The organism is Streptomyces sp. NPDC048171 (assembly GCF_043202655.1).
Taxonomy (GTDB): domain Bacteria; phylum Actinomycetota; class Actinomycetes; order Streptomycetales; family Streptomycetaceae; genus Streptomyces.
The window spans coordinates 38,727-60,536 of sequence record NZ_JBIDAU010000018.1; the positions used below are offsets into that span (position 1 = coordinate 38,727).

At 71.4% G+C, this 21,810-nt stretch carries 29 protein-coding genes and 1 tRNA gene; 28 read left to right on the top strand and 2 right to left on the bottom strand.

What is annotated here, in order from left to right; genetic code table 11:
• The first annotated feature begins 223 nt into the window (after positions 1 to 223).
• From ACGF3J_RS36155 to ACGF3J_RS36185, 7 genes are all read left to right on the top strand, one after another.
• Complete coding sequence (locus tag ACGF3J_RS36155) at positions 224 to 571, top strand: hypothetical protein (RefSeq protein WP_393855748.1); 348 nt, start codon at positions 224 to 226, stop codon at positions 569 to 571.
• 100 nt (positions 572 to 671) lie between these two features.
• Positions 672 to 1,109 carry a hypothetical protein gene (locus ACGF3J_RS36160; RefSeq protein ID WP_393855749.1) on the top strand — a complete coding sequence of 146 codons (438 nt, stop codon included), beginning with the start codon at positions 672 to 674 and terminating at the stop codon, positions 1,107 to 1,109.
• Positions 1,106 to 1,936, top strand: a complete 831-nt coding sequence (locus ACGF3J_RS36165; RefSeq protein WP_393855750.1) for a relaxase/mobilization nuclease — start codon at positions 1,106 to 1,108, stop codon at positions 1,934 to 1,936. The genes ACGF3J_RS36160 and ACGF3J_RS36165 overlap by 4 nt, the downstream gene beginning before the upstream one ends.
• A gap of 13 nt (positions 1,937 to 1,949) precedes the next feature.
• Positions 1,950 to 2,654, top strand: a complete 705-nt coding sequence (locus tag ACGF3J_RS36170) for a hypothetical protein (protein WP_393855751.1) — start codon at positions 1,950 to 1,952, stop codon at positions 2,652 to 2,654.
• A 25-nt stretch (positions 2,655 to 2,679) separates the two neighbouring features.
• The gene (locus tag ACGF3J_RS36175) at positions 2,680 to 3,438 is read left to right on the top strand and encodes a hypothetical protein (protein ID WP_393855752.1); all 759 of its coding nucleotides are present in this window, start codon (positions 2,680 to 2,682) and stop codon (positions 3,436 to 3,438) included.
• Positions 3,435 to 4,088 carry a hypothetical protein gene (locus tag ACGF3J_RS36180; protein WP_393855753.1) on the top strand — a complete coding sequence of 218 codons (654 nt, stop codon included), beginning with the start codon at positions 3,435 to 3,437 and terminating at the stop codon, positions 4,086 to 4,088. Before ACGF3J_RS36175 ends, ACGF3J_RS36180 begins: the two co-directional genes overlap by 4 nt.
• Positions 4,089 to 4,105: 17 nt before the next feature.
• Entirely contained in the window at positions 4,106 to 4,513 is a 408-nt protein-coding gene (locus ACGF3J_RS36185; protein ID WP_393855754.1) for a hypothetical protein, read from the top strand.
• A gap of 144 nt (positions 4,514 to 4,657) precedes the next feature.
• Here ACGF3J_RS36185 and ACGF3J_RS36190 read toward each other — a convergent pair whose 3' ends face one another.
• A complete protein-coding gene (locus ACGF3J_RS36190; RefSeq protein ID WP_393855755.1) occupies positions 4,658 to 4,783 on the bottom strand; it encodes a hypothetical protein in 126 nt (41 codons plus the stop codon).
• A gap of 10 nt (positions 4,784 to 4,793) precedes the next feature.
• Here ACGF3J_RS36190 and ACGF3J_RS36195 point away from each other — a divergent pair, with 10 nt between their 5' ends.
• From ACGF3J_RS36195 to ACGF3J_RS36290, 20 genes are all read left to right on the top strand, one after another.
• Complete coding sequence (locus tag ACGF3J_RS36195) at positions 4,794 to 5,177, top strand: hypothetical protein (RefSeq protein WP_393855756.1); 384 nt, start codon at positions 4,794 to 4,796, stop codon at positions 5,175 to 5,177.
• Entirely contained in the window at positions 5,174 to 5,977 is an 804-nt protein-coding gene (locus tag ACGF3J_RS36200) for a DUF317 domain-containing protein (RefSeq protein WP_393855757.1), read from the top strand. The genes ACGF3J_RS36195 and ACGF3J_RS36200 overlap by 4 nt, the downstream gene beginning before the upstream one ends.
• A 27-nt stretch (positions 5,978 to 6,004) precedes the next feature.
• The gene (locus ACGF3J_RS36205; protein WP_393855758.1) at positions 6,005 to 6,358 is read left to right on the top strand and encodes a hypothetical protein; all 354 of its coding nucleotides are present in this window, start codon (positions 6,005 to 6,007) and stop codon (positions 6,356 to 6,358) included.
• Positions 6,355 to 7,176 (top strand): DUF317 domain-containing protein, encoded by an 822-nt coding sequence (locus ACGF3J_RS36210; RefSeq protein WP_362334448.1) that lies wholly within the window; start codon positions 6,355 to 6,357, stop codon positions 7,174 to 7,176. The genes ACGF3J_RS36205 and ACGF3J_RS36210 overlap by 4 nt, the downstream gene beginning before the upstream one ends.
• Positions 7,177 to 7,406: 230 nt before the next feature.
• Positions 7,407 to 7,766 (top strand): hypothetical protein, encoded by a 360-nt coding sequence (locus ACGF3J_RS36215; RefSeq protein WP_393855759.1) that lies wholly within the window; start codon positions 7,407 to 7,409, stop codon positions 7,764 to 7,766.
• A gap of 2 nt (positions 7,767 to 7,768) precedes the next feature.
• Entirely contained in the window at positions 7,769 to 8,548 is a 780-nt protein-coding gene (locus ACGF3J_RS36220) for a DUF317 domain-containing protein (RefSeq protein ID WP_393855760.1), read from the top strand.
• 27 nt (positions 8,549 to 8,575) lie between these two features.
• Positions 8,576 to 10,372, top strand: a complete 1,797-nt coding sequence (locus ACGF3J_RS36225; protein WP_393855761.1) for a type IV secretory system conjugative DNA transfer family protein — start codon at positions 8,576 to 8,578, stop codon at positions 10,370 to 10,372.
• Positions 10,369 to 10,680 carry an XF1762 family protein gene (locus tag ACGF3J_RS36230; RefSeq protein ID WP_393855762.1) on the top strand — a complete coding sequence of 104 codons (312 nt, stop codon included), beginning with the start codon at positions 10,369 to 10,371 and terminating at the stop codon, positions 10,678 to 10,680. The genes ACGF3J_RS36225 and ACGF3J_RS36230 overlap by 4 nt, the downstream gene beginning before the upstream one ends.
• 188 nt (positions 10,681 to 10,868) lie before the next feature.
• Complete coding sequence (locus ACGF3J_RS36235; RefSeq protein WP_393855763.1) at positions 10,869 to 11,459, top strand: hypothetical protein; 591 nt, start codon at positions 10,869 to 10,871, stop codon at positions 11,457 to 11,459.
• Complete coding sequence (locus tag ACGF3J_RS36240) at positions 11,456 to 12,214, top strand: hypothetical protein (RefSeq protein WP_393855764.1); 759 nt, start codon at positions 11,456 to 11,458, stop codon at positions 12,212 to 12,214. Before ACGF3J_RS36235 ends, ACGF3J_RS36240 begins: the two co-directional genes overlap by 4 nt.
• A 194-nt stretch (positions 12,215 to 12,408) precedes the next feature.
• Positions 12,409 to 12,876, top strand: coding sequence for a DUF317 domain-containing protein (locus tag ACGF3J_RS36245; RefSeq protein WP_393855765.1), 468 nt, complete (start codon positions 12,409 to 12,411; stop codon positions 12,874 to 12,876).
• Positions 12,877 to 12,891: 15 nt separating this feature from the next.
• On the top strand, positions 12,892 to 13,134 hold the full coding sequence (locus ACGF3J_RS36250; RefSeq protein ID WP_393855766.1) for a DUF317 domain-containing protein: 243 nt from the start codon (positions 12,892 to 12,894) through the stop codon (positions 13,132 to 13,134).
• 185 nt (positions 13,135 to 13,319) lie between these two features.
• On the top strand, positions 13,320 to 13,790 hold the full coding sequence (locus ACGF3J_RS36255; RefSeq protein WP_393855767.1) for a hypothetical protein: 471 nt from the start codon (positions 13,320 to 13,322) through the stop codon (positions 13,788 to 13,790).
• 57 nt (positions 13,791 to 13,847) lie between these two features.
• Positions 13,848 to 14,387: a hypothetical protein gene (locus tag ACGF3J_RS36260; RefSeq protein ID WP_393855768.1), complete on the top strand. Its 540-nt coding sequence runs from the start codon at positions 13,848 to 13,850 to the stop codon at positions 14,385 to 14,387.
• A 91-nt stretch (positions 14,388 to 14,478) separates the two neighbouring features.
• Positions 14,479 to 15,219: a tryptophan synthase subunit alpha gene (trpA, locus tag ACGF3J_RS36265; RefSeq protein ID WP_393855769.1), complete on the top strand. Its 741-nt coding sequence runs from the start codon at positions 14,479 to 14,481 to the stop codon at positions 15,217 to 15,219.
• Complete coding sequence (locus tag ACGF3J_RS36270; protein ID WP_393855770.1) at positions 15,212 to 15,658, top strand: hypothetical protein; 447 nt, start codon at positions 15,212 to 15,214, stop codon at positions 15,656 to 15,658. Before trpA ends, ACGF3J_RS36270 begins: the two co-directional genes overlap by 8 nt.
• A gap of 50 nt (positions 15,659 to 15,708) precedes the next feature.
• Complete coding sequence (locus ACGF3J_RS36275; protein WP_393855810.1) at positions 15,709 to 16,632, top strand: hypothetical protein; 924 nt, start codon at positions 15,709 to 15,711, stop codon at positions 16,630 to 16,632.
• Positions 16,629 to 17,891 carry a DNA cytosine methyltransferase gene (locus ACGF3J_RS36280; RefSeq protein ID WP_393855771.1) on the top strand — a complete coding sequence of 421 codons (1,263 nt, stop codon included), beginning with the start codon at positions 16,629 to 16,631 and terminating at the stop codon, positions 17,889 to 17,891. Before ACGF3J_RS36275 ends, ACGF3J_RS36280 begins: the two co-directional genes overlap by 4 nt.
• A complete protein-coding gene (locus tag ACGF3J_RS36285; RefSeq protein ID WP_393855772.1) occupies positions 17,891 to 19,009 on the top strand; it encodes a DnaB-like helicase N-terminal domain-containing protein in 1,119 nt (372 codons plus the stop codon). The genes ACGF3J_RS36280 and ACGF3J_RS36285 overlap by 1 nt, the downstream gene beginning before the upstream one ends.
• 67 nt (positions 19,010 to 19,076) lie before the next feature.
• Positions 19,077 to 20,441, top strand: a complete 1,365-nt coding sequence (locus ACGF3J_RS36290; RefSeq protein ID WP_393855773.1) for a DUF317 domain-containing protein — start codon at positions 19,077 to 19,079, stop codon at positions 20,439 to 20,441.
• Between the two features lie 176 nt (positions 20,442 to 20,617).
• Here ACGF3J_RS36290 and ACGF3J_RS36295 read toward each other — a convergent pair whose 3' ends face one another.
• Positions 20,618 to 21,514, bottom strand: a complete 897-nt coding sequence (locus ACGF3J_RS36295; protein ID WP_362092053.1) for a DUF5655 domain-containing protein — start codon at positions 21,512 to 21,514, stop codon at positions 20,618 to 20,620.
• 210 nt (positions 21,515 to 21,724) lie between these two features.
• Here ACGF3J_RS36295 and ACGF3J_RS36300 point away from each other — a divergent pair.
• Positions 21,725 to 21,798: transfer RNA gene (locus ACGF3J_RS36300), tRNA-Arg, on the top strand.
• Positions 21,799 to 21,810 lie beyond the last annotated feature (12 nt).

Here is a 21,810-nt window from a genome sequence, read left to right on the forward strand (position 1 = left end):
TCAGTCCACTCGACCGCACATTCCCGGCCTTAACCCCTGAACTGCCCGCCACGGCAAGGAGATCCCTCAGAACATGGCTGTCCGTACGACCTGGAAAATTGCCCACAGCTGTGGACACGAAGTAACGCATAACCTGTCCGACCGGCCCGCCGACCGGCGCGCCGGATTCGCCCGCTGGCTCGAAGGCCGCGACTGCACCGACTGCTGGAGGGCCGCCCGCGACTTGGACACGGAATCCAAGGAAGCCTGGATCGCCGCCAAGCGTGCCGAGGAGCAGCGGGTCGCCGCCGAGTGGGCCGAGCAGTTCGACATGCCGCCGCTCGATGGACCCGAGAAGGCCCTCGCCTGGGGCGAGCGCTCCCGCCACCAGCTCGTCACCGCCGCGTACAGCGCGCTGGTGAGCGAGGGCACCTGGGACGAGGCCGACTGGGCCGTCCTGGAAGACAAGATCCGCACCGTCGACCGCGCCGGATGGTGGATCGACCAGAGGGACGCAGAGGGCTCTGACCTGCCCGAACTCCTGGACGCCGCCACTTCGGACGACACCGGGACGGAGAACCCGTTCCGCTGACGACGGGGCAACATAGCCGGGAAACGCCGGTTAGCCAAACCGGCGTTCCTCCGGACTATTGATGCTCCCACCCCGACAGCCATCGCGTGGAAGGAACTGCGTGCTCCCTCCGTCCTGGGACCATCACCCCGTCCCCGTCACCGCCCTCACCGCCGACCCGCTCACTCCGACCCGCGACATCACCCACGCCCACTTCCAGGCCGGGGACACCGTCGTCGTTCTCAAGGGGGTGGCCAGCGGGGAACTGTGGGGAGACGCGATGCGCGTCGTCGCCCCCTCCTGGCACACCCCCACCGACGAGAACGGATGGCGGCTGCGCGATCCCACCGGTGGCGACCAGTCCTACGTCACCGCCCACCCCCGCTACCTCGTGCACCTCTCGCGCCGCTGCCCGGACTGCCTGATCTACCTGCGGGCCATGGAGGACACCCTCCTGAAACGGTTCGCCGGCCGCGACGAGCTGATCGACTGCGGCTGGTACACCACCACCGCCCTGGGCCAGCTCGCGCACACCGCCGACCTGCGGAGCGGCCGGTGATCCCCCGCCTGCACCAGCGCACGCACACACCGCACGACCCACTCGAAGTAGCGCTGGGCCGGCCGCTGTCACCGACCGAGGGTCTGACCGATCACACGATCGTCGCCCACTGGCCCGGCCTGGACTATTTCACCCTGGACGACGAGCACAAGTCCTGGACGTCCTTCGAGTGGGCCGAGCACATCGAAGAGGCCCTCCTGGAGCATCCCTTCGCCGCCAGCCCCGACGACGACCGGCGGGCGATCCTCCACCTCGATGTGCGCCTTCACCCGGACGACCGGGAACTGACGGGACCGGAATGGACTGAAGTCGCTCACCGGCTGGCGCGGGCCACCGGCATCGAGATCCCGGGCAAGGAAAGCGGCTGCCGGTGGATCGCCGTCCAGGCCCAGCCCGGACGCCTGGACCTGATCGCCAACCTGATCCATCTCGACGGCGCCTGGCACGCCCCGCCCGCAGACATCCTGCGACGCCTCGCGGACCAGGCCCGCCGCATCGAGCAGGATCTCGGCCTGATCCCCGCCCGGCCCACCACCCAGCCCACCGCGCCCACCGCGTCCGGGCAGCTGGCCAGCGTCCTCAGCCAGCTCGCCGACGAGCAGTCCGGCCCGCTGGCCGCGGTCCGCGGACTGGTCGAGCACACCGCGTACCGGGTCGCCCGCCAGCCTGGGGCTGCCGGCACGGACACGGCGCACCGTCTGGAGCTGATCGCGCGCCGCCTCCACGCGATTCAGCAGGACCTGGACACCACTGCGGCCCATCTGGTCCAGCCCCGGGTCGCCGCCGCGCCGGCCGCGACCCAGCGCACCGCCCACCGATCTTTGTAGGAGAAACGTCTCCTTGCCCCGCTCCACCGACCGCTTCCTGGACATCCGCCGTGACCCGCACTCCGGCGAACTCCTCGCCCGCGGCGGCGACGCCGAAGCACACAGCATCCTCCAGCGCGCGGGATTCGTCGCTGTCGTCCGCCTCCACGAGAGCTACCACCGCGCCCCCGCCGGCCTGACCGAGGACGAGGAGTCCCGTCTGGCCACCGAGGCCGTAGGGCGCCTGCGGGCCGTCGGGTACCACGTCGACTGCGACGAGCGCTTCGACACCGAGTCCCGCCCCGCGGCCTATCCCGCGCTCGGCGCCTCGGTCTCCCACCTCGCCGAACGCATCCGCGAGGCCACCGACACCGCCGAGGCAGCGGACGTCCTCACCGAACTCACCGCGCCCCACGACGGCATCCTCGCCGGATTCTCGGAAGCCCTGGGCGCCCTGGCGGAGTTCTTCGACGGCCTCGGCGACGCGAGCGATCCGTACACCGCCGGGCGCCTGCGCTACCTCGCCGACGAATACGTCCGCATCATCCACTCCGACCTTGCGCACACCCGCGAACGGCTGGCCGACCGGCACGCCCCTCACCCCGGCCGCCGCGCCTGCGCCGAGCAGGTTCCCGACCACGAGCACGAACGCTCCGCGGTGTGCGCCTGTCCACCCCCGCCGCGTGCCATGCCGGCCCCGGCACCGCCACCCGTCGGTGCCACCCGACTGCGCCGCTGAGCCCCTGCAACCGCCCAAGGACACCATGCACGACCACACCGCCTCCGAGCGCCTCGCCTCCTACGCCGACGTCCTCGCCGGCGAACTCCCCGACACCTGGACCAGCACCCACCTGACGGCCGACGCCAAGGACGACCTCGCCGAACTCACCGACCGCATCTGGGACCTGGACCTGGTCGCAGCCTCCCTGGCCGAACACCCCCTGCAGCAGGCCGCCGTCCTCAGCCGCCCCGACGGCGCCCAGCTCGTCCTGCTCGACCGGCACGACGAACGCGACGGTTTCCTCCTCGCCGCCGTCGCCCCGCACGCCCTGCCGGACGAGGCGTACCGCGCCGTCCCCGAGCCCAACGGCATCGCCCTGACCGACGACCCGTTCCTCGGTGCCGAGCAGGTCGCCGGCGACCTGCTCGTCCGCTACGACCGTGCCCTCGCCCAGGTCCGGCACAACGCCCTGGACGGTATCGAGCCCTCCCAGTCGGACCGGGTCGTCCTGACCTGGCAGCCGGACGGCAGCGTCGCCACCGCCCCCGCCGACGACCGGGCCGGCACCATCCTCGCCGCCCACGGCTTCGTCCAGGACCCGCACAGCGGTATCTACCGCCTGGAGGGGGACGACTCCCAGGCCCAGGCACGCGCGCTGCGTGAGATCGGCCCGCAGCTCGACGCGCTCGGTATCGGCACCGCCCTCCAGCACCCCGCGGCCCGGACCGCACCCACCGCAGCCCCGGCATCCATGCCGCCGGCCCCCGCCGGCACCCGCGCACCCACCGCCAGGACGCGATGAACCAGACGGAGCCCGACTTCTGGGTCCTGGAGTACGTCACCATCACCAAGGACTCCCGCACCGGTCTGGTCGTGGCCATCGGCGGCACCGAGCAGGCAGCGGACATCCTCCAGCGGACCGGCGGCTTCCTCTCCGCTCCCGGGCCCCGCGGGGACTACCACCGTCTTCCGCACGGCCTGCCCGTCGAGCAGCAGCGCCTGAAGGCGACCACCGCCTCACACGCCCTGCTCGCCGCCGGCCACAGCGTCCACCTCGATCCCACCCTGAACATGCTGGCCACCCCCGACGGCGACCGTGACGCAGCCCTGCGCTACCTCACCCAACTCGCCGAGCGGGCCTCGGCCGCCGAGACCAGCAGCGCGGTGGCCGAGGTCCTGACCGAGGTCGCGGCGCCTGTGCGCGGGCTGCTGCCCTTGACCAGGGAAGTGATCGTCCGCGCCTGGATCACCGCCAGTGATCTCCACGGCGCCGCTCCCGGCGAGGAACCCGAGCCCATCGCACGGCTCGGCAGCACGGCCAACTCCCTGAGCGAAGCCGCCAGCGTCGTCCTGCACGCCCGCAACCACGCCGCCCGCCGGACGCAGCCGCCGGCGACCGCACCGGCCCCGGCACCGGGCCGTGCACAGGACCCGGCTTCCCGCCGCCGCTGACCCCGGAGAAGAAACGTATGGCCAACCTGGCCGACGAGTACGGCACAGACGTCGAGATCTACATCAAGGCCCTGACGACCACCATCCACGCCGACACCCCCACCGGCGCCCCCGCTGGACTCCACGACCTGCTGGAACAGCTCGGCCTCGAACGCCACGCATACCCCGCAGGCGAGCCGCTCTACATCTGGCACACCGTGCCCGACCACCTCGGTGCCGAGGAGCAGAAGCGCCTGGCGAACCGCGCCATCCCCGCCCTGCTCCTGGCCGGATACACGGTCAACTGCGACCCCGAGGTCTTCGACGAGGCCCTCTACCAGCAGGCCGTGCACCGCCTCCGTGCGCGCGCGGCCCGCCCCGCCCCGCAGCAGCCGGCGCCCGCCCGTTCCCCCTCGCGCTCCGCACCGGCCCGCCGCACCCCGTAAGCCCGGGCGGCCCCGGCCCGGCCCCACGCCGGGGCCGCCCACCTCCCCGCCGCCCGATTCCACGGAGAAACCCGTAGCAGAACGCACACCCGCACCGATCAGCCATCGGCTCAAACCCCGGCTCGCAACCGCCCTGTTCCGCCGCTATCTGCGCGCCTGCATCACGGCCGGCCCCGACCGCGCCTCCCCCTGGTCGGCGCCCGCCCGGAAGCCGTCCCCACCGAGGCGCAGCCCGTCGGGCAGCGCCACCACCACTGAACGTGCACGCACCCGGAGGAGCATGTCCCACCCCGCCCCCTACCCGGTGAGACTGGCCGACGAGATCACCCGCCAGCTCGGCCAGCTCTCCGACCACCTCTCCCAGCTTCCCCCGCCCCAGGCAGGGCAGGTCATCGCCCGCGTCCTCGACCCGGACAACGGAGTCCTCGGCGGCGTCACTCACCTCGTCATCACCGGCAGCCACTTCGCCAAGAGCGAGGCGGAACGAGGCGCCCTGCCAGCGGAGGTATGGCTCGCCTTGGGCCGTGCCGCCAACGAACTGCACGACATCAGCCTGGACCTGGACGAGCACCAGGACCTCCTCCAGCACCTCGGCACCCGACCGGCCACTAGCGCGGCGAAGCCTCCGGCTCCCGCCCCGCTCGTCGTACGGCGGCGCCGGTGACGAAAGAGCAGTGGCAGGGCTGGGGGGAGGGCGAGCAAGCCGAGCAGCACTACCTCGTCCAGCCCCGTGCCCTGGCCGGCGGCGGTGACGTCCGGCACGTCTCAGCGTTCCTGCGCGCCTCGGGCTGGCGGGACAAGTCCAAGAAGGACGGCCCGCTGCTCATGGAGAGCCCGGACCGCACCGTCCGCGTCGCCTACGACCCCTACATCCTCCCCGGCGGATGGACCATCCACGGCCGGGCAGGCGACGCGACCGTGGAATGGTCTGCGCACCTGGGCCGGCAGACTCCGGTGGAGATCGTCGCTGGCCTGACCGACGCCCTCACCCGCCCCCGCTCCGCCCACGCCCCCAACGTCTGGGCGCCCCTGCAGGAGCAGAACTGGCACACGCGTTTCGCGGACCAGAATTACACGGCCACCAGCCCCGACGGCGCCGCGTGGATGCAGTACCGCCAGGACGCCGACGGCGCGGCGATGTGGTGGACCGGAGCGAAGGATGAGCAGGGCAACGGCTGGACGGCCCACTTCACGCCGAACACACCGATGCACCTGGTCAAAGCCTTCTCAGCCGAACTCGCCGGCCCCGACCCCGTGATGCGCCCACGCGGACGCGTCCCGCACAGCGCCCAGATCCGGACCTGGTCGGTCTCCGTCAAGCCCTCCCAGCTCAGCGCGTGGCAACAGGCCCGGATCACAGCCGCCCGCGCCGCCACCTGGGCCCGCACCAGCGCCCGAAGCACCCGGCCACGCACCACCGCCCGCCCCTACAACCCGGCCGGCGGCGCCCGCACCCGCCACTGACCTCACACCCCCATCTCAAGGAGCCCGATGCCCGCCCCCACCCCGGACACCCTGCGCACCCTGACCGAAGCGCTGTCGGACGTCACCGAGTACCTGCGCGAGAATCCCGACCCCGCCGAAGCCCTCGCCCTCGTCGAGCCGCTCCTCGACGAGTACACGGGCCTGCCCGTCCAGCTCGCCGACACCCTGCGCGCCCTCGCCCGCACCATCCAGGAACACCACGCCATCCCGCGCACCGCGCACCTCAACCACCTGATCGCCGAGCTGCGCTCCGCCGCCTGGGAGCAGACCGACCAGCACGCCCTCCACTATGTCCTGGACGAGCTGCGCGCGCTCCACGATGACGCAGAGAGCGAGCAGGGGTGCAGCCGGTGCCGGTGAGCGAACGGCAGCTCTCGGAGTTCGCCGACAAACACGCCTGGCAGATCCCCTTCGACACCAGCCCCCGCCACCTCGCCGGTCCTGGTGACGCTCGGCACGTGACACACGGTCTCGCCGCCGCCGGATGGACTCGCACCTCCGATCCGCTGAGCCCGCGCATGGTCATGACCAGCCCCGACCACCGCTACACCCTGCGCTTCACCCCGGAGTCCGGGTACATGTCCGCGCGGTGGCACCTGACGAGCGAACCCTTCGGTGCCGAGCCCTACTGGTACGCCGCCTTCGGTGAACTCGTCCCCGCAGAGGTCCTCGCCGCCGTAACCGACGCCCTGGTCATCCCGCCGCCGGCCGCACAGCCGGACCCATGGCGAACGCTCGACGCAGCGGGCTGGACTCGCGACGACAGCGGCGCGGCCCACTCCACCGACGGCATGTGCACCATCGAGCACCGCCCGGTCAGCGAACTCCACGACACGCCGGACTGGCACATCGAAACCCACGAGGCCAACCTTCCCGAGCTTGGCGGCCGACGCATCTGGCACGCGCACTTCCACCAGAACGTCTCCGCCCACTTGGTCAACGCCTTTGTCACCGCGCTGACCGACACCGCTCCACTCCAACGTGGCATGCACGAGCCGACCGCTCACTACAGGGCTGTCCAGGAACCGAGCCCACTCTCCCCTCAGCAGGTGGTCGACGCCCACACCAACCGGCTCAAGGCCATCACGGCACACGTCCGCGCAGCCCGCCGACGTCAGACGAAGCCCGCGCCGTCCCCGGCGAACGCCCGCACTGCCCAGCCGGCCGCCCGCCGCTGAACCGACAGGAACTTCCCATCTCCCCCTCACACCGCCGCACCTCGCTGCGGCGCCTCAACCGCTACCTGCGCCACAGCGAACGGATCCTGGCCTCCTGGGACGCCTTCACCGAGTTCAACACGGACCTGGACGGCTGGTCCTTCGACCAGGGCGCCTACGGCCGCCGGGCCGCCGTCCGCGACGCAGACACCGCTACGGCGTTCGCCAGCATCCGGCCCGGCGCCCGCCAATTGCTGGCCACCGCCCGGCTCCAACTCCAGCAGCTGCCCGCCCACCTCACCCGGGACAGCTGGCCCGGGCAACTGCGCGTCCTGGAGGAGGCGCTGTGCCGCCTCGACGCCCTGGACAAGCAGTGGCAACAGACCCGCGCCCAGCTCCCCCAGGGCGCCGGACCGGGCACCGAGGTGTACATCGACGCGCTGGACGAGCATCACGCCGAGTGCTGGAGCTACCTGGACGACTGGGCCAGCCACGGCCGCGCCGTCCTCGACATCCAGGCAGCCACCCGCCGGGCAGCAACCCAGCCGAAGCGTCCGCAGCTCCCCGCCGTCAAACCCCGGCACGGCGGCTACCGCGCGACGAGGCGGTGACCATGCCCTCCGGAGCTGACACCGTCGAGGTCGACTTCATCACCCCACGCCACCTCTCCGGCGGGGGCGACCCCGCCTGGGTCACCATCCCCCTCCATCGCGCCTGCGGCTGGAGCCACGGCCACGACCCCCTGATGCCGCGCGTCCTGCTCTCCAGCCCCGACCAGAAGGCCCTCCTGCGCCTGGAGCCCGACCCCGACGGCCAGTGGTGGACCATCAACCACACGGCCGAGTCCGGCCGACCCGCCTGGTACGCGAGCTTCGGGGCCCGCACCCCGGTCGAACTGATCGCCGCCTTCACCGACGCCCTCACCGCCCCTGCCCCGCCAACCGACGCACCCTGCGATCCGTTCGAGCCACTCCGGCAGCTCGCCTGGTCTGCTCCTGCCGTCGGTGCCGACGGCCTCGTCTCGCCCGACGGCACCGCGTACGTGCAGCGGCTGGTTAACGCGGAAGAACCGGGCATCTGGTTCGTCACCGCCACGCTCGGCCCACGCCCGGTGTGGCAGGCCCGCTTCGACGCCCACACTCCCGACCACCTGGTCGCCGCGTTCACCACCGCAATCGCCGACCCCAAGCCCGCTCTACGCACCGACGGCGGGCGCAGCCTGCCCACCCGCAACCCCGGTGTCGTCGCCCGCAGGACCACGGACGCGCTCGCCGTGGACATCGCCGGGGCGCTGGAAGAACGCGTCCAGACCCTCGCCGCCCGGCACCCCCTCCCTCCTGCCAATCCGATGCCACCGACTCCACCGCCGTCCCGGCACGGCCGCAGCCGCTGATCCCTCCGTCCCGGAAGCACGTAGCCCTTGCCCTCCTCCTCCAACAGCAGCAGCAGCAGCGACGGATACGACCTTGCCCTGCGCCTCCTGCTCGGCGTGCTCGCGATCGCCGTGCCCCTTGCCCACCTCGCCTGGCTGTCCGGCAACATCACCGCTTACCTCACCGAAGGCGGCTGGGCGCCCTACCAGCCCACCGCCGCCCTGCTCCACCCTGAGCAGGTCTGGCCCACCGTGGAAGAAACGCCCCTGCTCGTCGGCGCCCGCATCGTGCCCGTCGTCCTCCTCCTGGTCCTCGCCGCGGTGATCGGTGTGGTGTGGGCCCGGCACAGGAGTCAGGGTGGCGGCCGGAAGAAGAAGATCACCGACATGGCCAAGGCCCGGGACATCGAGCCTTTGATGGCCAAGGCGATCACCGACAAGGCCCGCTCGCTGCGGCCGAGTCTGAAGGACGCCAAGCACATCGAGGCCAAGGACACCGGCATCCTCCTCGGGAACCTGCAGGGCAGCCGCCACGAGGTGAGGATGGGGTTCGAGGACGTCGCTGTCGCGATCATGGCGCCCCGCTCGGGCAAGACCACCTCGCTGGCTATCCCGTCCATGCTCGGCGCGCCCGGTCCGGTCCTGCTGACGTCGAACAAGGCCGCCGGCGACGCCTTCACCACCGCTTACGAGGCCAGGGCCCGGGCGGGGACGGTGTGGACCATGGACCCGCAGCAGATCGCGCACGCCGCACGCGAGATGTGGTGGAACCCCCTGGCCGGCGCCACAACGCTGGACGGGGCGAACCGGCTCGCCGGACACTTCCTGGCCGCCTCGGTCGATGCCTCCCAGCAGGGCGACTTCTGGTCCAAGGCCGGCAGCAACATCCTCTCCCAGCTGCTGCTGGCCGCAGCGCTCGATGAGCGGCCGATCACCGACATCATGCAGTGGCTCGCCTTCCCCGCCGACCGCACCCCGCTCGACATCCTGCGCGACCACGGCTTCGCCGCTGTCGCAGCCCAGCTCAAGGGCACCGTCGAGGGACCGCCCGAGACCCGCGACGGCATCTACGAGACCGCCCGCCAGTACGCCGCCGCCCTCCTCAACGCGGAGATCGCGGCCTGGGTGACCCCCCAGAAGGACGTCGCCGAGTTCCGGCCGGAGCAGTTCGTCACCTCCACCGACACGCTGTTCCTGCTGAGCAAGGACGGCGGAGGCGGGGCCTCGGCCCTGATCGCCGCGTGCGCGGACTCCGTGATGCGCGCGGCGACCGCCCAGGCCGAACGCGCCGGCGGACGCCTGGACCCGCCCATGCTGGCGATCCTCGACGAGGCCGCCAACGTGTGCAAGATCAGCGACCTGCCGGACCTGTACTCCCACCTCGGCAGTCGCGGAATCATCCCGATCACGATTTTGCAGTCCTACCGCCAGGGCCAGAAGGTCTGGGGAGACGCGGGCATGGACGCCATGTGGTCCGCCTCGACCGTCAAGGTCATCGGCTCCGGCATCGACGACCCCGACTTCGCCGACAAGCTCAGCCGCCTGATCGGCGACCACGACGTGGAGACAACATCCACCTCCCACTCGGAGTCCGGGAAGTCGACCTCGGTCAGCATGCGCCAGGAACGGATCCTGCCCGCCGACGCGATCCGCGCCCTGCCCAAGGGCACCGCGCTGTGCTTCGCCACCGGCATGCGCGCCGCCATGCTCGACCTGCGGCCGTGGTACCGGGAGCCCGGAGCGCAGGAGTTGTCCGCGGCGTCCGCCCGCGCGTCGAAGGCGATCACGGCGCGTGCCCTCGCGAAGCACGCGCCGACGCAGTCCGACTTCGGGACGGCCGCGTGAGCGACGCCCCGCTGCACCTGGTGCCGGTCCGCTCCCGTGAGGCGAAGGACTTCGTGCGCGCCTGGCACCGTCACCACCCGCCGCCCGCAGGACAGATCTTCTCGGTCGGAGCCGCCGACGAGAGCGGCACGCTGCGCGCCGTGGCCATCGTCGGCCGGCCGGTGGCCCGTCACCTGGACGACGGCGCCACCCTCGAAGTCACCCGGACCGCCAGCGACGGCGCCCGCAACGCCAACTCCTTGCTCTACGGCGCCGCGTGGCGGGCGGCGAAGGCCCTCGGCTACCGACGGCTGGTCACCTACACGTAGGACGGCGAGAGCGGCGCATCGCTGCGCGGCGCCGGGTGGCGCGTGATCGCCAGCCGTCCGCCCCGCGCCGGATGGCACACCCGTCCCGCCCGAGAGCCGGCCACGGCAACGACCACGTCACCCGCCTGCTGTGGGAAGCCCTCTGACCGAGCCCTTTCCCGCACCGCAACGGACCCACCCTCTTCACCTTGCCCCGTACCGCCCCTCGTCCTTCCGGAGTTGTCCTGCACACCGTCGACCTGACCGAACACACCCGCCTTCTCGGCGAGGTGGCCCCCACCCTGAAGGAACTGGCCGCGGAGGCGGCACGCATCCGGGAGGGCGAGATCGCCAAGCCCTTCCGAGAGATCGCACCCCTGAGCCTGCGAGTGCACGAGCTGGCGATGAAGTGCACGCGGCAGGTGCACGACCTGTCGGTCAGCCAATATCCCGCGATGAAGGACGGGGCCGAGAACCTGGCGCTCCTCGCCGGCGCCTGCTCCCAGATCTCCCTGGCCGCCACCCTGTGCAACCTCGCCATCCATCACCGCACCGAGATCCTGCTGTACGAGGACGCCGATCCCACCCCGGCGACCAGCCGTGATCAGCTTCGCCGTGCCGGTGTCGAGATGCAGCAAGCGGCCACCACCTATCGCGCCGTAGCGCGACGGGTCTCCCGCCGCCTCGCCTCATTCCCGGCGCGCGCTGAAGACCGGCAACTCATCGCCGAGGCCCAAAGGCCCAGCCCGCAGAAGGCGCCCTCCGCGCCGCCCGCGCTCGCTGCCCGGCGCCGCGTATGACGACACCACCCGAGGGCTTCCTGTTCGACGTGGCCGCCCCGCCGACGCCGGTTGAGCGCCTGCTGCTGCTCTCAGACCAGTACGTGCAGCACAACGACATGCTCGACCGTCTCCTGCGGGCCCATCCGCCATCCGAGCCCAACGCCCACGCCGCCTCCGCCCAGCGACTCGCTTCTGCGACCCGCACCGCCCTCAAAGCGGTCACCGACGAACGCCTCTTCCGCAGTCCCGACCTGTCGGACGCAATGGTCCGCCTTGAGCAGCTCGCCTTCCTGAGCAGTGCCTCCGCGGACCAGCAGCTCCCGGTGGCACGCACTCTGACCGCCTTGGCACCCGAAGCCGCGATGGGCTGCGCCAACACCCTCGCCTACGAAATCCGACGCCGCCGGGGGACGGCAGCAGGCGACGGTCCGGAGCACACCCTGACCGCCGCTCACCACACCGCCCTGTGGGAGATTGCCTGCGGGAACGTGGTGGTCACCAGCTCCCTGGGACGGCAAAACGTCCACTACCGCGACGAGCGCGTGCTCCTGGGCACACTGCGGGCGCTGGAGGCAAAGGGGCTCGCGGAGCGCGTTCCACAATCCGCGCCTGCCGCCTATGTGGGCGGCCCGCTCCAGGACCGAGTCCGCCTCACTCCCGCCGGCACCACCGCGCTGGCCACGGCCATCAGCAGCCCGCCCACTCGCAGGGCGCCCGGCACGACACCCGCGCCCGCACCCACCGCTGCGAAGACGGCCGCCCGCAGCCGTTAACTGACCCATCGGAGCCCACAGCAGCCCATGACCTCGCACAACCGCGCCCCACACCCGGATCCACCCCGCGCCCGGGTGGACGGAAACCGAGAGGCCCTGCCCGCACGCGTCCCAGACGTCTCCTGCACACCGGCACCGACGCGCTGCACCCGATCAGCCCTGGCCCACTGCCGCCCGCGGTACAAGGCCCGGCGGTGAGGCCCTTCGCACCCCAGGACCGGGTCCTGGTCTCCCCGCGCCATCTGGCGGGAGCGGGCTTCGACCGGCTCGCCGACGCGATCAGCCCACTGATCCACCTCTTCGGCTGGCCGAGCGAGCACGATCGCGCAAGCGGACGCATCAGCGTCCACAGCCCCGACGGCAGCCTGTTCGTCAACTTCAACTCCCGTCACACCCACGGCCACTGGTGGTCCGTCGCACACCACGAGCCGTACTGGGAAGCCCGCTTCACCCGGCAGACCCCGATCGAGGCCATCGCCGCCGTCACCCAGGCTCTGCCCCAGCTGCTCGGCGACGACCGGCACATCGACCGGATCCCGCTCACCACCACCCCCCTCGCGCAGATCGCCGGACTGAACCACTGGCACCGCGAGGACGACACGTTGACCTCGCCCGACGGCCACTGCCACCTGCAGCACACTCCGGCGGAAGACACCCCGTAGCGCTTCCGGCACCACGTGTACGACGGCTTCGACACCCACTGGGACGCCTCCTTCACCCAGGACGCCCCCGAGCGGCTCGTCGCCCAGTTCTTCACCCACCTCGCGACGACCACCCCGGTCGAGCGCACCTTCCGTGACGTCCCCTACCTCGTGCAGAACCTGGACGACGCGCTCATCACCCCCGTGCACCGAGCCGCCGTGAACCCACACGTCCACCACGCCGCCGCCCAGCTCGGCCGCGCCGTACACCGCCGCTGACACCAGCCTCACCCAAACCCGTCATCCCCAGATGAACGCCGACTGCGCCGGTCGAGCACCTCCTGCTCCTCGCCGGCGACTTCACCCGGCACAACGACGCCCTGACTCGGCTGCACGTACCCGTCCGTTGCCGCGAGCGCACTGCCATTCCTCCCGGCCTGCACTTCCGAATCCCTTGGACCACCGTGTCACTCCTGGACATCCCCGACGTTTTCATCGGGTCCACCGACGACGGCCACACCTTCGTTGTCGCGTTGTACGCCCTCTTGGCCCACACCCACGACCTCGTCGACCCTTCCTGGACGACCCGCTGGAGTCCCGACCAGCCGGCAGGCGGACCGGACCTGCGCTTCCAGGTCAGGGACGGCACGGTTGCCGTGACTGCCTCGACCACCGCCGCCCGGTTGCTGCTGGAGCAACACGGCTTCGTCCCCACAGCAGACGGCGCGTCCTACCGCCCGCGGGACGGGCTGGACGAGCGCGGACTGCTCGGCGCTGTCACCGCTGCCGAGGCACACGCGTACGCCCACGGTCTCAGCGCGCGTGTCCACCTGGGCATCCCCACACCAGCCGACATCCCCGCGAGCGCCCGCCGCCGCTCAGCTGCCACCGCCGGTCCGCGAACCACACCGTCGGCCCGGCGCCGCACCCGCTGACCTTCGCTACAGAATCCAGCCGCTATCCGAGGAGCTTCCACGTCCGACGCCCCCTCCGTGCATGATCTCGCCCGTGCCCTCGCCGACCAGCTCCACCCCGGGGCCGCTCCCCGGGACGTGACCGTCAGTTTCGGCGCCCGCCGGCAAGCCCCCGTCGAGTACCGCAGCCGCGGTCGGGGCGGACCCGTGACGGTCTACGCCCAGGCACTGCACGCCGCCCTCTACGGCCTTCCTGCGCCCGACGAGTCGCTGCCCATCGCCCTGGACGCGCTTCTGCAAGCCACACACACCGCGACCGCCCCGGAACAGCAGACCGCCGTCCTGCGGCAGGTCGCCGAGCAGCTGCGCAACGCCGCCGAGATCATCCAGCGCTACCAGTACCGAGCCCAGTGGGACCGCGTCCCCACTGAGGTCGCCGAGCAGCTCGACACGGCTCACGACCAGGCCCTGCAGATCGCCCAGGCCCTCGACCGCGTGGCCCCCGCCTTCAGCCACCAGCCCACCACGGACACCCCGCCCCGTGCCCAGGCCGCCCACGGCCAAAGCGCCACCACCCCCGTAGCTTCCCCGCCTTCACCGGCCCCACGCCACCGCTGACCGGCCGCGACAGCCCACCCGAGAAAGACATCTCCTGGCCACCACCGACTCCCTCCAGGACCTCCTCTCCCAACCCCGCTGCGCGCTCGGCGTGTTCGTCCCCGCCGGGCTGCATCCGGCCCGCGCCGAGCGCCGTCAACTCGACCAGATCGCCCGGGCCGGCGCCGACCTGTTCGAGATCGGCCTCTCCCACCATGACGCCGGCCTCGACGGGCCCGTCATCCAAACCGCCTACCGCCGCGCCCTGAGCCGTGGAAACGCCCTCGCCCGCGCCCTGCGCGCGGTCGAGCATGCCGCTGGCCTTCGGCCGACCGTCGTCATGACCTACTGGGATCCCGTCCATCGGCACGGCCCCGAACGCCTGGCCCGGCTGCTCGCCGACGCGGGCGCCGCCGGGACGATGGTCGTCGACCTGCCCGAGGACCAGGCAGATTGCTGGCAGGCCGCAGCGAAGGCCGTGAACCTCTCCACCCCACGCCTCGTCCCGCGCCACCTCGCCGACACCGGTCTCGCCACCGTGGCCGCCGACGCGTCGGGATGGCTCTACGCACCCGCCAGCACCGGCCCCACCGGCTACCGCGGCCCGCTCGACGTGCCCGCGCTCGCCGACTTCACGACACGCCTTCGCGCCGCGAGCCCCCTGCCCGTCGTGTCGGGCGTGGGGATCTCCACACCAGCGCTCGCGGAACGCGTCGCACCACTGGTGGACGCCGTCGTCATCGGCACCCCCGTCGTCCGCGCCCTGATAACCGCCCCCGAGCAGGCCCCGGTGCTCACCACCGCGTTCGCCCACGCCCTGACCCCTTACGCCACCACGGAGACCCGTGCCTGACTCCACCAACCCGGTCCCGGTCCTGGCCCGCATCGCCTCCGACGCGTCCTGTCTGCACCAGGCCCTGCGTGCCCTGCCCGCCGAACGGGACGCATCCACACTGGCCGCGCACATCACTGACGCCCAGGACCTCGCCGGCATCGCTTTGCGGCTGTTTCTCACCCGCAGCCGCCAGAAGTCGCGGCCCTCCCCTACGGACCTGCTGCTTCTTCACCGTGTCGCGCAGATTGCCAAGGCCGCCCAGGACGCCGCCGCCGAACTGACGGCTGCCCTTGCCCGCGCCGTGGAGAACCAGCGCCGCCAGGCCGCCGCCACATCACGGCGGGTCGTCCTGATCGGGCCGACACCGCAGCAGTTCATCGAGTCGGCCGCCGACCTCCTCGACCGCATCCCCGCCCTCTGCGACGCCCGCGAGTGGCCGGAATCCCCCTGCCAGTGACGCGACAGCGGCGATGTGAGCGCCCCCCTTTCCTACATCCAGGACAGACCATTTCAGATCAGCCCCGATTCCGCGCCCTCTCCCTCGGCGCGGGAGTTCAGTCCAGCACTCTCCTCGCCCTGTCAGCCGAGGGCATTCTCCCGAAGGTCGACTACGCGATTTTCGCCGACACCGGCTGGGAACCCGAAGCGGTTTATGCCCACCTTGAACGGCTGGAAGAAGAGATAGCCGCGCCCGCCGGGATACCCGTACTGCGCGTGTCGGCCGGAAATATCCGCGACGACGCATTGAACCCGGATCACCGTTTCGCATCCATGCCGCTCCACATCCTCAACAAGGACGGGCGACCTGGGATGACCCGACGGCAGTGCACCGGCGAATATAAGGTAAAGCCGATCAAGCAGAAGGTTCGCGAACTGCTCGGATACCCCTATCCGGCACGCATTCCGAAGGGCGTTTTCGTCGAGCAGTGGGTAGGCATCTCCACGGATGAATTCCACCGCGCGAAGGACGCGGACGTCAAGTACATGCGTAACCGGCATCCCCTTCTGGACATGCCCTGGAGCAGGGCCGACTGCGTGCGCTACCTGACTTCGCTCGGTCTCGCAGATACGCCGAAGTCGAGTTGCCTGGGATGCCCGTTCCACGGAAATGCGCAGTGGCGGCACATCAGGGACACCTCTCCGTCCGAGTGGGCTGACGTCGTCGAATTCGACGCAGCCATCCGGCAGGGCAATGCCCGCGCCAACGCCACCGACAACAGGCTGCTCGGCGAGGCGTTCCTGCACCGCTCCCGCGTCCCGCTGAGCGAAGCCCCCATCGACCACGTCACGGCTGCCGAGCGGGCCGCCCTGCGGATCAGCGCGGACGAGGCCGACGTCCTGGAGAACGGTGTCGAGGACGGCTGCTCGCCCTGGGCGTGCCGCGGCGACGCCGACGCGCTGACACGGGACGACTTCGGGCTGGCCACGTGATACTCGACCTCTTCGCGGGGCCGGGCGGCTGGAGCAGGGCACTGCACGTCCTGGGCGTGCGCGACGTCGGCCTGGAATGGGACCCGTGGGCGTGCAAGACACGAGCTGCGGCAGGGCAGTTGACCATCCGGTGCGACGTGGCGAGGTATCCGACCTGGCCGTTCCTCGGCCGCACCCGCGGGGTGATCGCCTCGCCGCCGTGCCAGGCGTGGAGCACGGCCGGCAAACGCCTCGGCCTGGTCGACCAGCCGCTGGTGCACGCAGCGGTCGAAGACCTGGCCGCCGGCCGCGACACCCGCGAATACCTCCTCACCGCCTGCCGCGACGAGCGCTCCCTGCTCGCCGCCGAGCCGATGCGCTACCTGTACGCACTGAACAGGGTTGGCGAGCCCGACTGGGTGGCCATGGAGGAAGTACCGGACGTGCTGCCCTTGTGGAAGCAGTACGCGGCCGTCCTACGGGGTTGGGGGTATTCCGTCTGGTACGGGATCCTCAACGCCGCCGACTTCGGCGTCCCGCAGACCAGGAAGCGCGCGATCCTCCTGGCCTCCCGCGTCCGCACGGCGCAGCCGCCCACGCCCACGCACGCCCAGCTCGCCGAGCCGGAATCGCTGTTCGGTCCGGGCCGCGCCCGCTGGGTCAGCATGGCCGAAGCCCTGGGCTGGGGCGCGACCGACCGGCCCGTCCCCACCGTCTGCGCAGGAGGTGGGCCCGGCGGCGGCCCCGAACCGTTCCCTTCGGGCTCCCGCAAGACGCTTTCCGACGCCCGGGAGCGCGGCACGTGGATGCCCCGTCCGGACGGGGTGGTTCTGCAGTCCCGCCGCGAGGGCGCCGGGTGGGCGGCCCGGCACGGCATCCGCGACAACCGTGCGTCCACGCCCACGTTCACCGCCGAGGCCCACCGCTGGTCCTGGTCCCTGCGCAGCAACAATCAGGCCAACGCCACCGTCCGTCCGCTGTCCGAGCCGGCCGGCACGCTGTTCTTCGGGCACCGCGCCAACGAGTGCACCTGGGTCGCCGAACCCGCCACACCCTCGGCCACGGACACCGATACGCCGGCCGTTCCCGAGCCGATCCGGATCACCGCCCGCGAGGCCGGCCTCCTGCAGACCTTCCCCGCCGACTACCCCTGGGCCGGCAACAAGGGCCAGCAGTTCTCCCAGATCGGCAACGCCGTGCCCCCGCTGCTTGCCGGCCACCTCCTCGCCCCGCACCTCGGGGTCACCCTCGACCCCGACGACTTCACCCTCGCCGCCTGATGCCCCACACCCCCGAACCCGACGAAGACGACCTCGACGCCATCGCACCGCCCCAACCCGTCTTCCACGTCGAGCAGGCCCTCCTCGGCGCCCTACTCCTCAACCCGCACCGCCTGGACGACGTGAGCGGCATCACCGCCGACTCGTTCTCCACCGCCGCGCACGCCGCCCTGTACGCCGCGATCAGCACCCTGCCGCGGCCCGACCCCGCCGAGCACGCGAAGAACACCATGTGGCTCGACCGCGTACTCGCCACCGCCCTGGAGGAGGCGCGCGGACTGACCGCCTCCTACCTGCACGCCCTCGTCCAGGTCTGCCCCTGGCCCCGCCACGCCCCCGCCTACGCCCGCATGGTCGAGGCCGAGCACGCCCGCCGCCGCCTGCTGACGGCCGCCGAACGCCTCGTCCACACCATCCACGACGCCAGCCTCCCGCACCCCGTCCAGACAGTGCTCGCCGAGGCGGACGCGCTTGCCGCGGTCGTGGACGACATCGCGAACCGCTTCCCCCCGCGCTCCGGTGTCCTCCCCCGCACCCCGGCACCTCCTCCCGCAGCCGCCCCCGACTACACCGAGGCGGTCGAGGAGGAGCAACTGCTGCTCGCCACCGCCACCGCCCGCCCTGACGACATCGACGCCGTCCGGTGGCTGCTCCCCGACGACCTCACCCTGCCCCTGCACGCCGGCCTGTGGCAGTGCCTGACCACCCTCGCCCGCCGCGACGAGCCCATCGACCCCGTCACCGTCCTGTGGGAAGCCCAGCAGCGCGGCCTGCTCAACGACGGCGCCGATCCAGGCGAGGTCCTGCGCATGCTGGCCGAACCGGCCGGATCCGTCGGGCACTGGGCCGAACGCGCCCTACAGCGCTCCCTGCTGGCCACAGCCGAGCACACGGGACGGCGCATCGAGACATACGCCTGCGACCCGGCGAACACCCCCTTCCAGCTCGTCGTCGGCGCCCGCCGCGCCCTCGCCGACATCGCCGCCGTCCGCACCCGCTGGCAGCACGCCACCGGAACCACCCCGCCACAGCAGCGGCGAGCGGCGCCCGCCACCCGCGCCAGCCCGCCGACCACCACGGCCGCACACCCCTCCCGATCCACACGAGCAACCCGATAACCCCAAATACGCCACTGCCAGACGGACCCGCAGGCCCGGCCACCGGCAGAACAGATGAGACCCCCACGTGACTGACCCCATCGACGCCCACGTCCGCCTCGACACCCACCCCACACACCCAAGCGCCGTGCAAGCCGTCCTGACCGGCAGCCAGGCCCGCGTCGCCCTCACGGCTCTAGAGGCTGCCGGCTGGAGCGTCGCCGCCACAGACGTCCTGGTCCTGGCCCGCATCGATCACGAGGAGCCCTACTGGGCCGCCGACACCGCCCAGCACCTGATCGCCGAAGGCATCACCGTCGAGATCACCCCACGGCTCCAGGAGGCCATCGACGAGGAATGGACCTGGGTGAACTATCCGATGCCCTGGCTCACCCGCAGCGAAATCCGCGAGGTATCCAGCGAGGCCCAGAAGATCCACGACGACATCCGCAACGGCCACCTCCTGATCCACGCCCACGCCCACGACGGCCACACCACCATCGCGGTCGGCACATACCTCCACCAGGGCGGCAAGTCCGTCTACCTGCACGGCGAGGACCACCTGCGTCAGGTCGCCGACACCTTCGACTCACTCGCAAGCGCCCTGCTCGCCTTCGAGGAGACTCACGCGGACGGGACGCGCCCTGGACCGGCACCCCTGACTGACACCGAACGCGCCGCCATCGCAGCGCGCTCGGTCTTCGACGTCACCGCGTCCAAGCCCGACCCTGCCCGCCGGGAGCCGGAGACCGTCCCCGTCTACCTGGCCGATGCCGGCGACCACGACGCCCTCCTCGACGCCTTCCTCGACAAGCACCGCCAGTTCGAGAAGTGGCGGACCTGGTCCGATGAGACGACCCACGCCATCCACGAATCCCAGACCCTGCGCATCGAACACGTCCACGAAACCCAAGGCCGCGAGACCGCCTGGACTGTGGCCGCCTACGAGACACCTGTCTCCGACCGCATGTGGCACCTCACCGCGACCAGCGCCACCCCCGCCCCAGTACTGCAGAATCTGCTGAACCACCTCGCCGACGGCGACGGCTGGGACACGGTCATCGGCGTCCCAGTGGGCGAGAGGACGGTCACCACAGCCACACAGCCGCTCACTGAGGCCGGGTGGAAGCACACCCTGACAGGGCACGGGATCCGGTGGACGTCCCCCGACGGGCAGGCAGGCGTTCGGTTTGACCCACTGACCGCGCAGGCCCCCCAGAGCCCAGCCACCTGGACCATCTGTGCCGGCCCCGACCCGGACCGGCCCACGTGGGCCATCACCGCGTCCCCGCACACCCCGAGTTCGCTACTGGCCGACCTCTCCGAATCTCTCGCCCACGAGACCGGCACACGCCAGACGCAGCCGGCCAGTGAGCACAGGACCCGCCTAGCCGCCAGCCTGCCGTCGGTTCCGGCGGTCACCACCGGGCGACCCGCCAGCCGTTCACGCTGACCATCGCCCCGCACGAGCGGGGCAACATAGCGCGGGATCGCCGGTTGGCCAAACCGGCGATCCCGCACACCATAGACAGTCCACCGCCACGCCCTGCCCGCACGTCGAGAGGCTCCCCCCACGACCAAGACACCACACGTGCCGCAACCCCTCACGAGGCCGGCCTCTGCAGGCGATCAGGCCGCCGCGTAGCTTGCCCGGAACAGGTCCTGGGCCCGCTCCACGTCCCTGACCGTACGGAGCTGGACCTCCAGATCACCCGTGCCGTGGTGACCGAGACCGGACACGTCCCGAGTGAAGCCCGGAACAAGATCGACGTCCTTCGGGTCGACCTTCAGATAGACCAGCAGCTTGCTTCGCTGCGGCGGGCACACGCAGGCGAAGTTCCGCAGCCGCTGATACGCCCGGTAAGTCTTGCGCTCCACCCGGTTCACGCCGTCCCCGAGCCCGAGCAGGACCTCATCGACCGCACCCGCCAACTCGCGCATCGCCAACCCCCGGACATCAGCAGCCGCCCGGGCAACAGCCTGGCGCCGCGCCTGGCGGGACACCTGCGTGCCCCCGCTCACGGAGGCCACGGTCTCAAGCCCGAGCAGGTCCCTGCCGAAGAGTCGATAGCGGACCAGGTCGATCGACCTCCGGTGCTCGCGCACGGCGTGCACGTCGTAACGGGTGAAGTCGCCGGCGATGCAGATCAGGCGCGGTCCGCTCCACAGGACCTGGGACGCGGCCGTCACCCCGAGCCGGTCGCGGACCAGGTGCTCGAACTCCGCCCGGTGGTCCATCAGCCAGGCCAGGTAGAACAGGCCCTGGTTGATGACGCCGGCGTCCGTGCCGCGCTTGTACTCAACGATGACCGGCGATCCGTTCTCGTCCAGTCCGAGCGAGTCGATCCGGCCCCCGTGGGCGGGCCCAGTGCTGTACTCGCTCGCCAGGAACCGGACGCCCAGCAGGGTCTCCATGTGCGCCTCGACAAGGCCCTGCACATCGGCCTCGACCTCAGCAAGACGCGGCGTGACCTCCGTCATGCCGCTATTCGTCGTGTCCGTGCGGAACAGCTTCAGGCCCGACACCTTCCCCTCCTCGGCTCGGAGATCACCAACGCCGACGGGGTGCGGGATTGTTTCCGCGAGAGCCTTCGGGGGCGTGAAGATAGTGTGAGACCCTACGTACTGCCCGATCAGGGAGCGCTTGCGTCCCCCGGTCACCGGGAATCCGCGATTCCCCCATGTGTCCCCCGCGACCTTGGGGACAGCTCCCGGAAGCTGCGTTTACGCAGGTCAGCCCCCGTAGCTCAGCGGATAGAGCACGTGCCTTCTAAGCGCTTGGCCGCAGGTTCGAATCCTGCCGGGGCGCCGGTTTCCGCCCG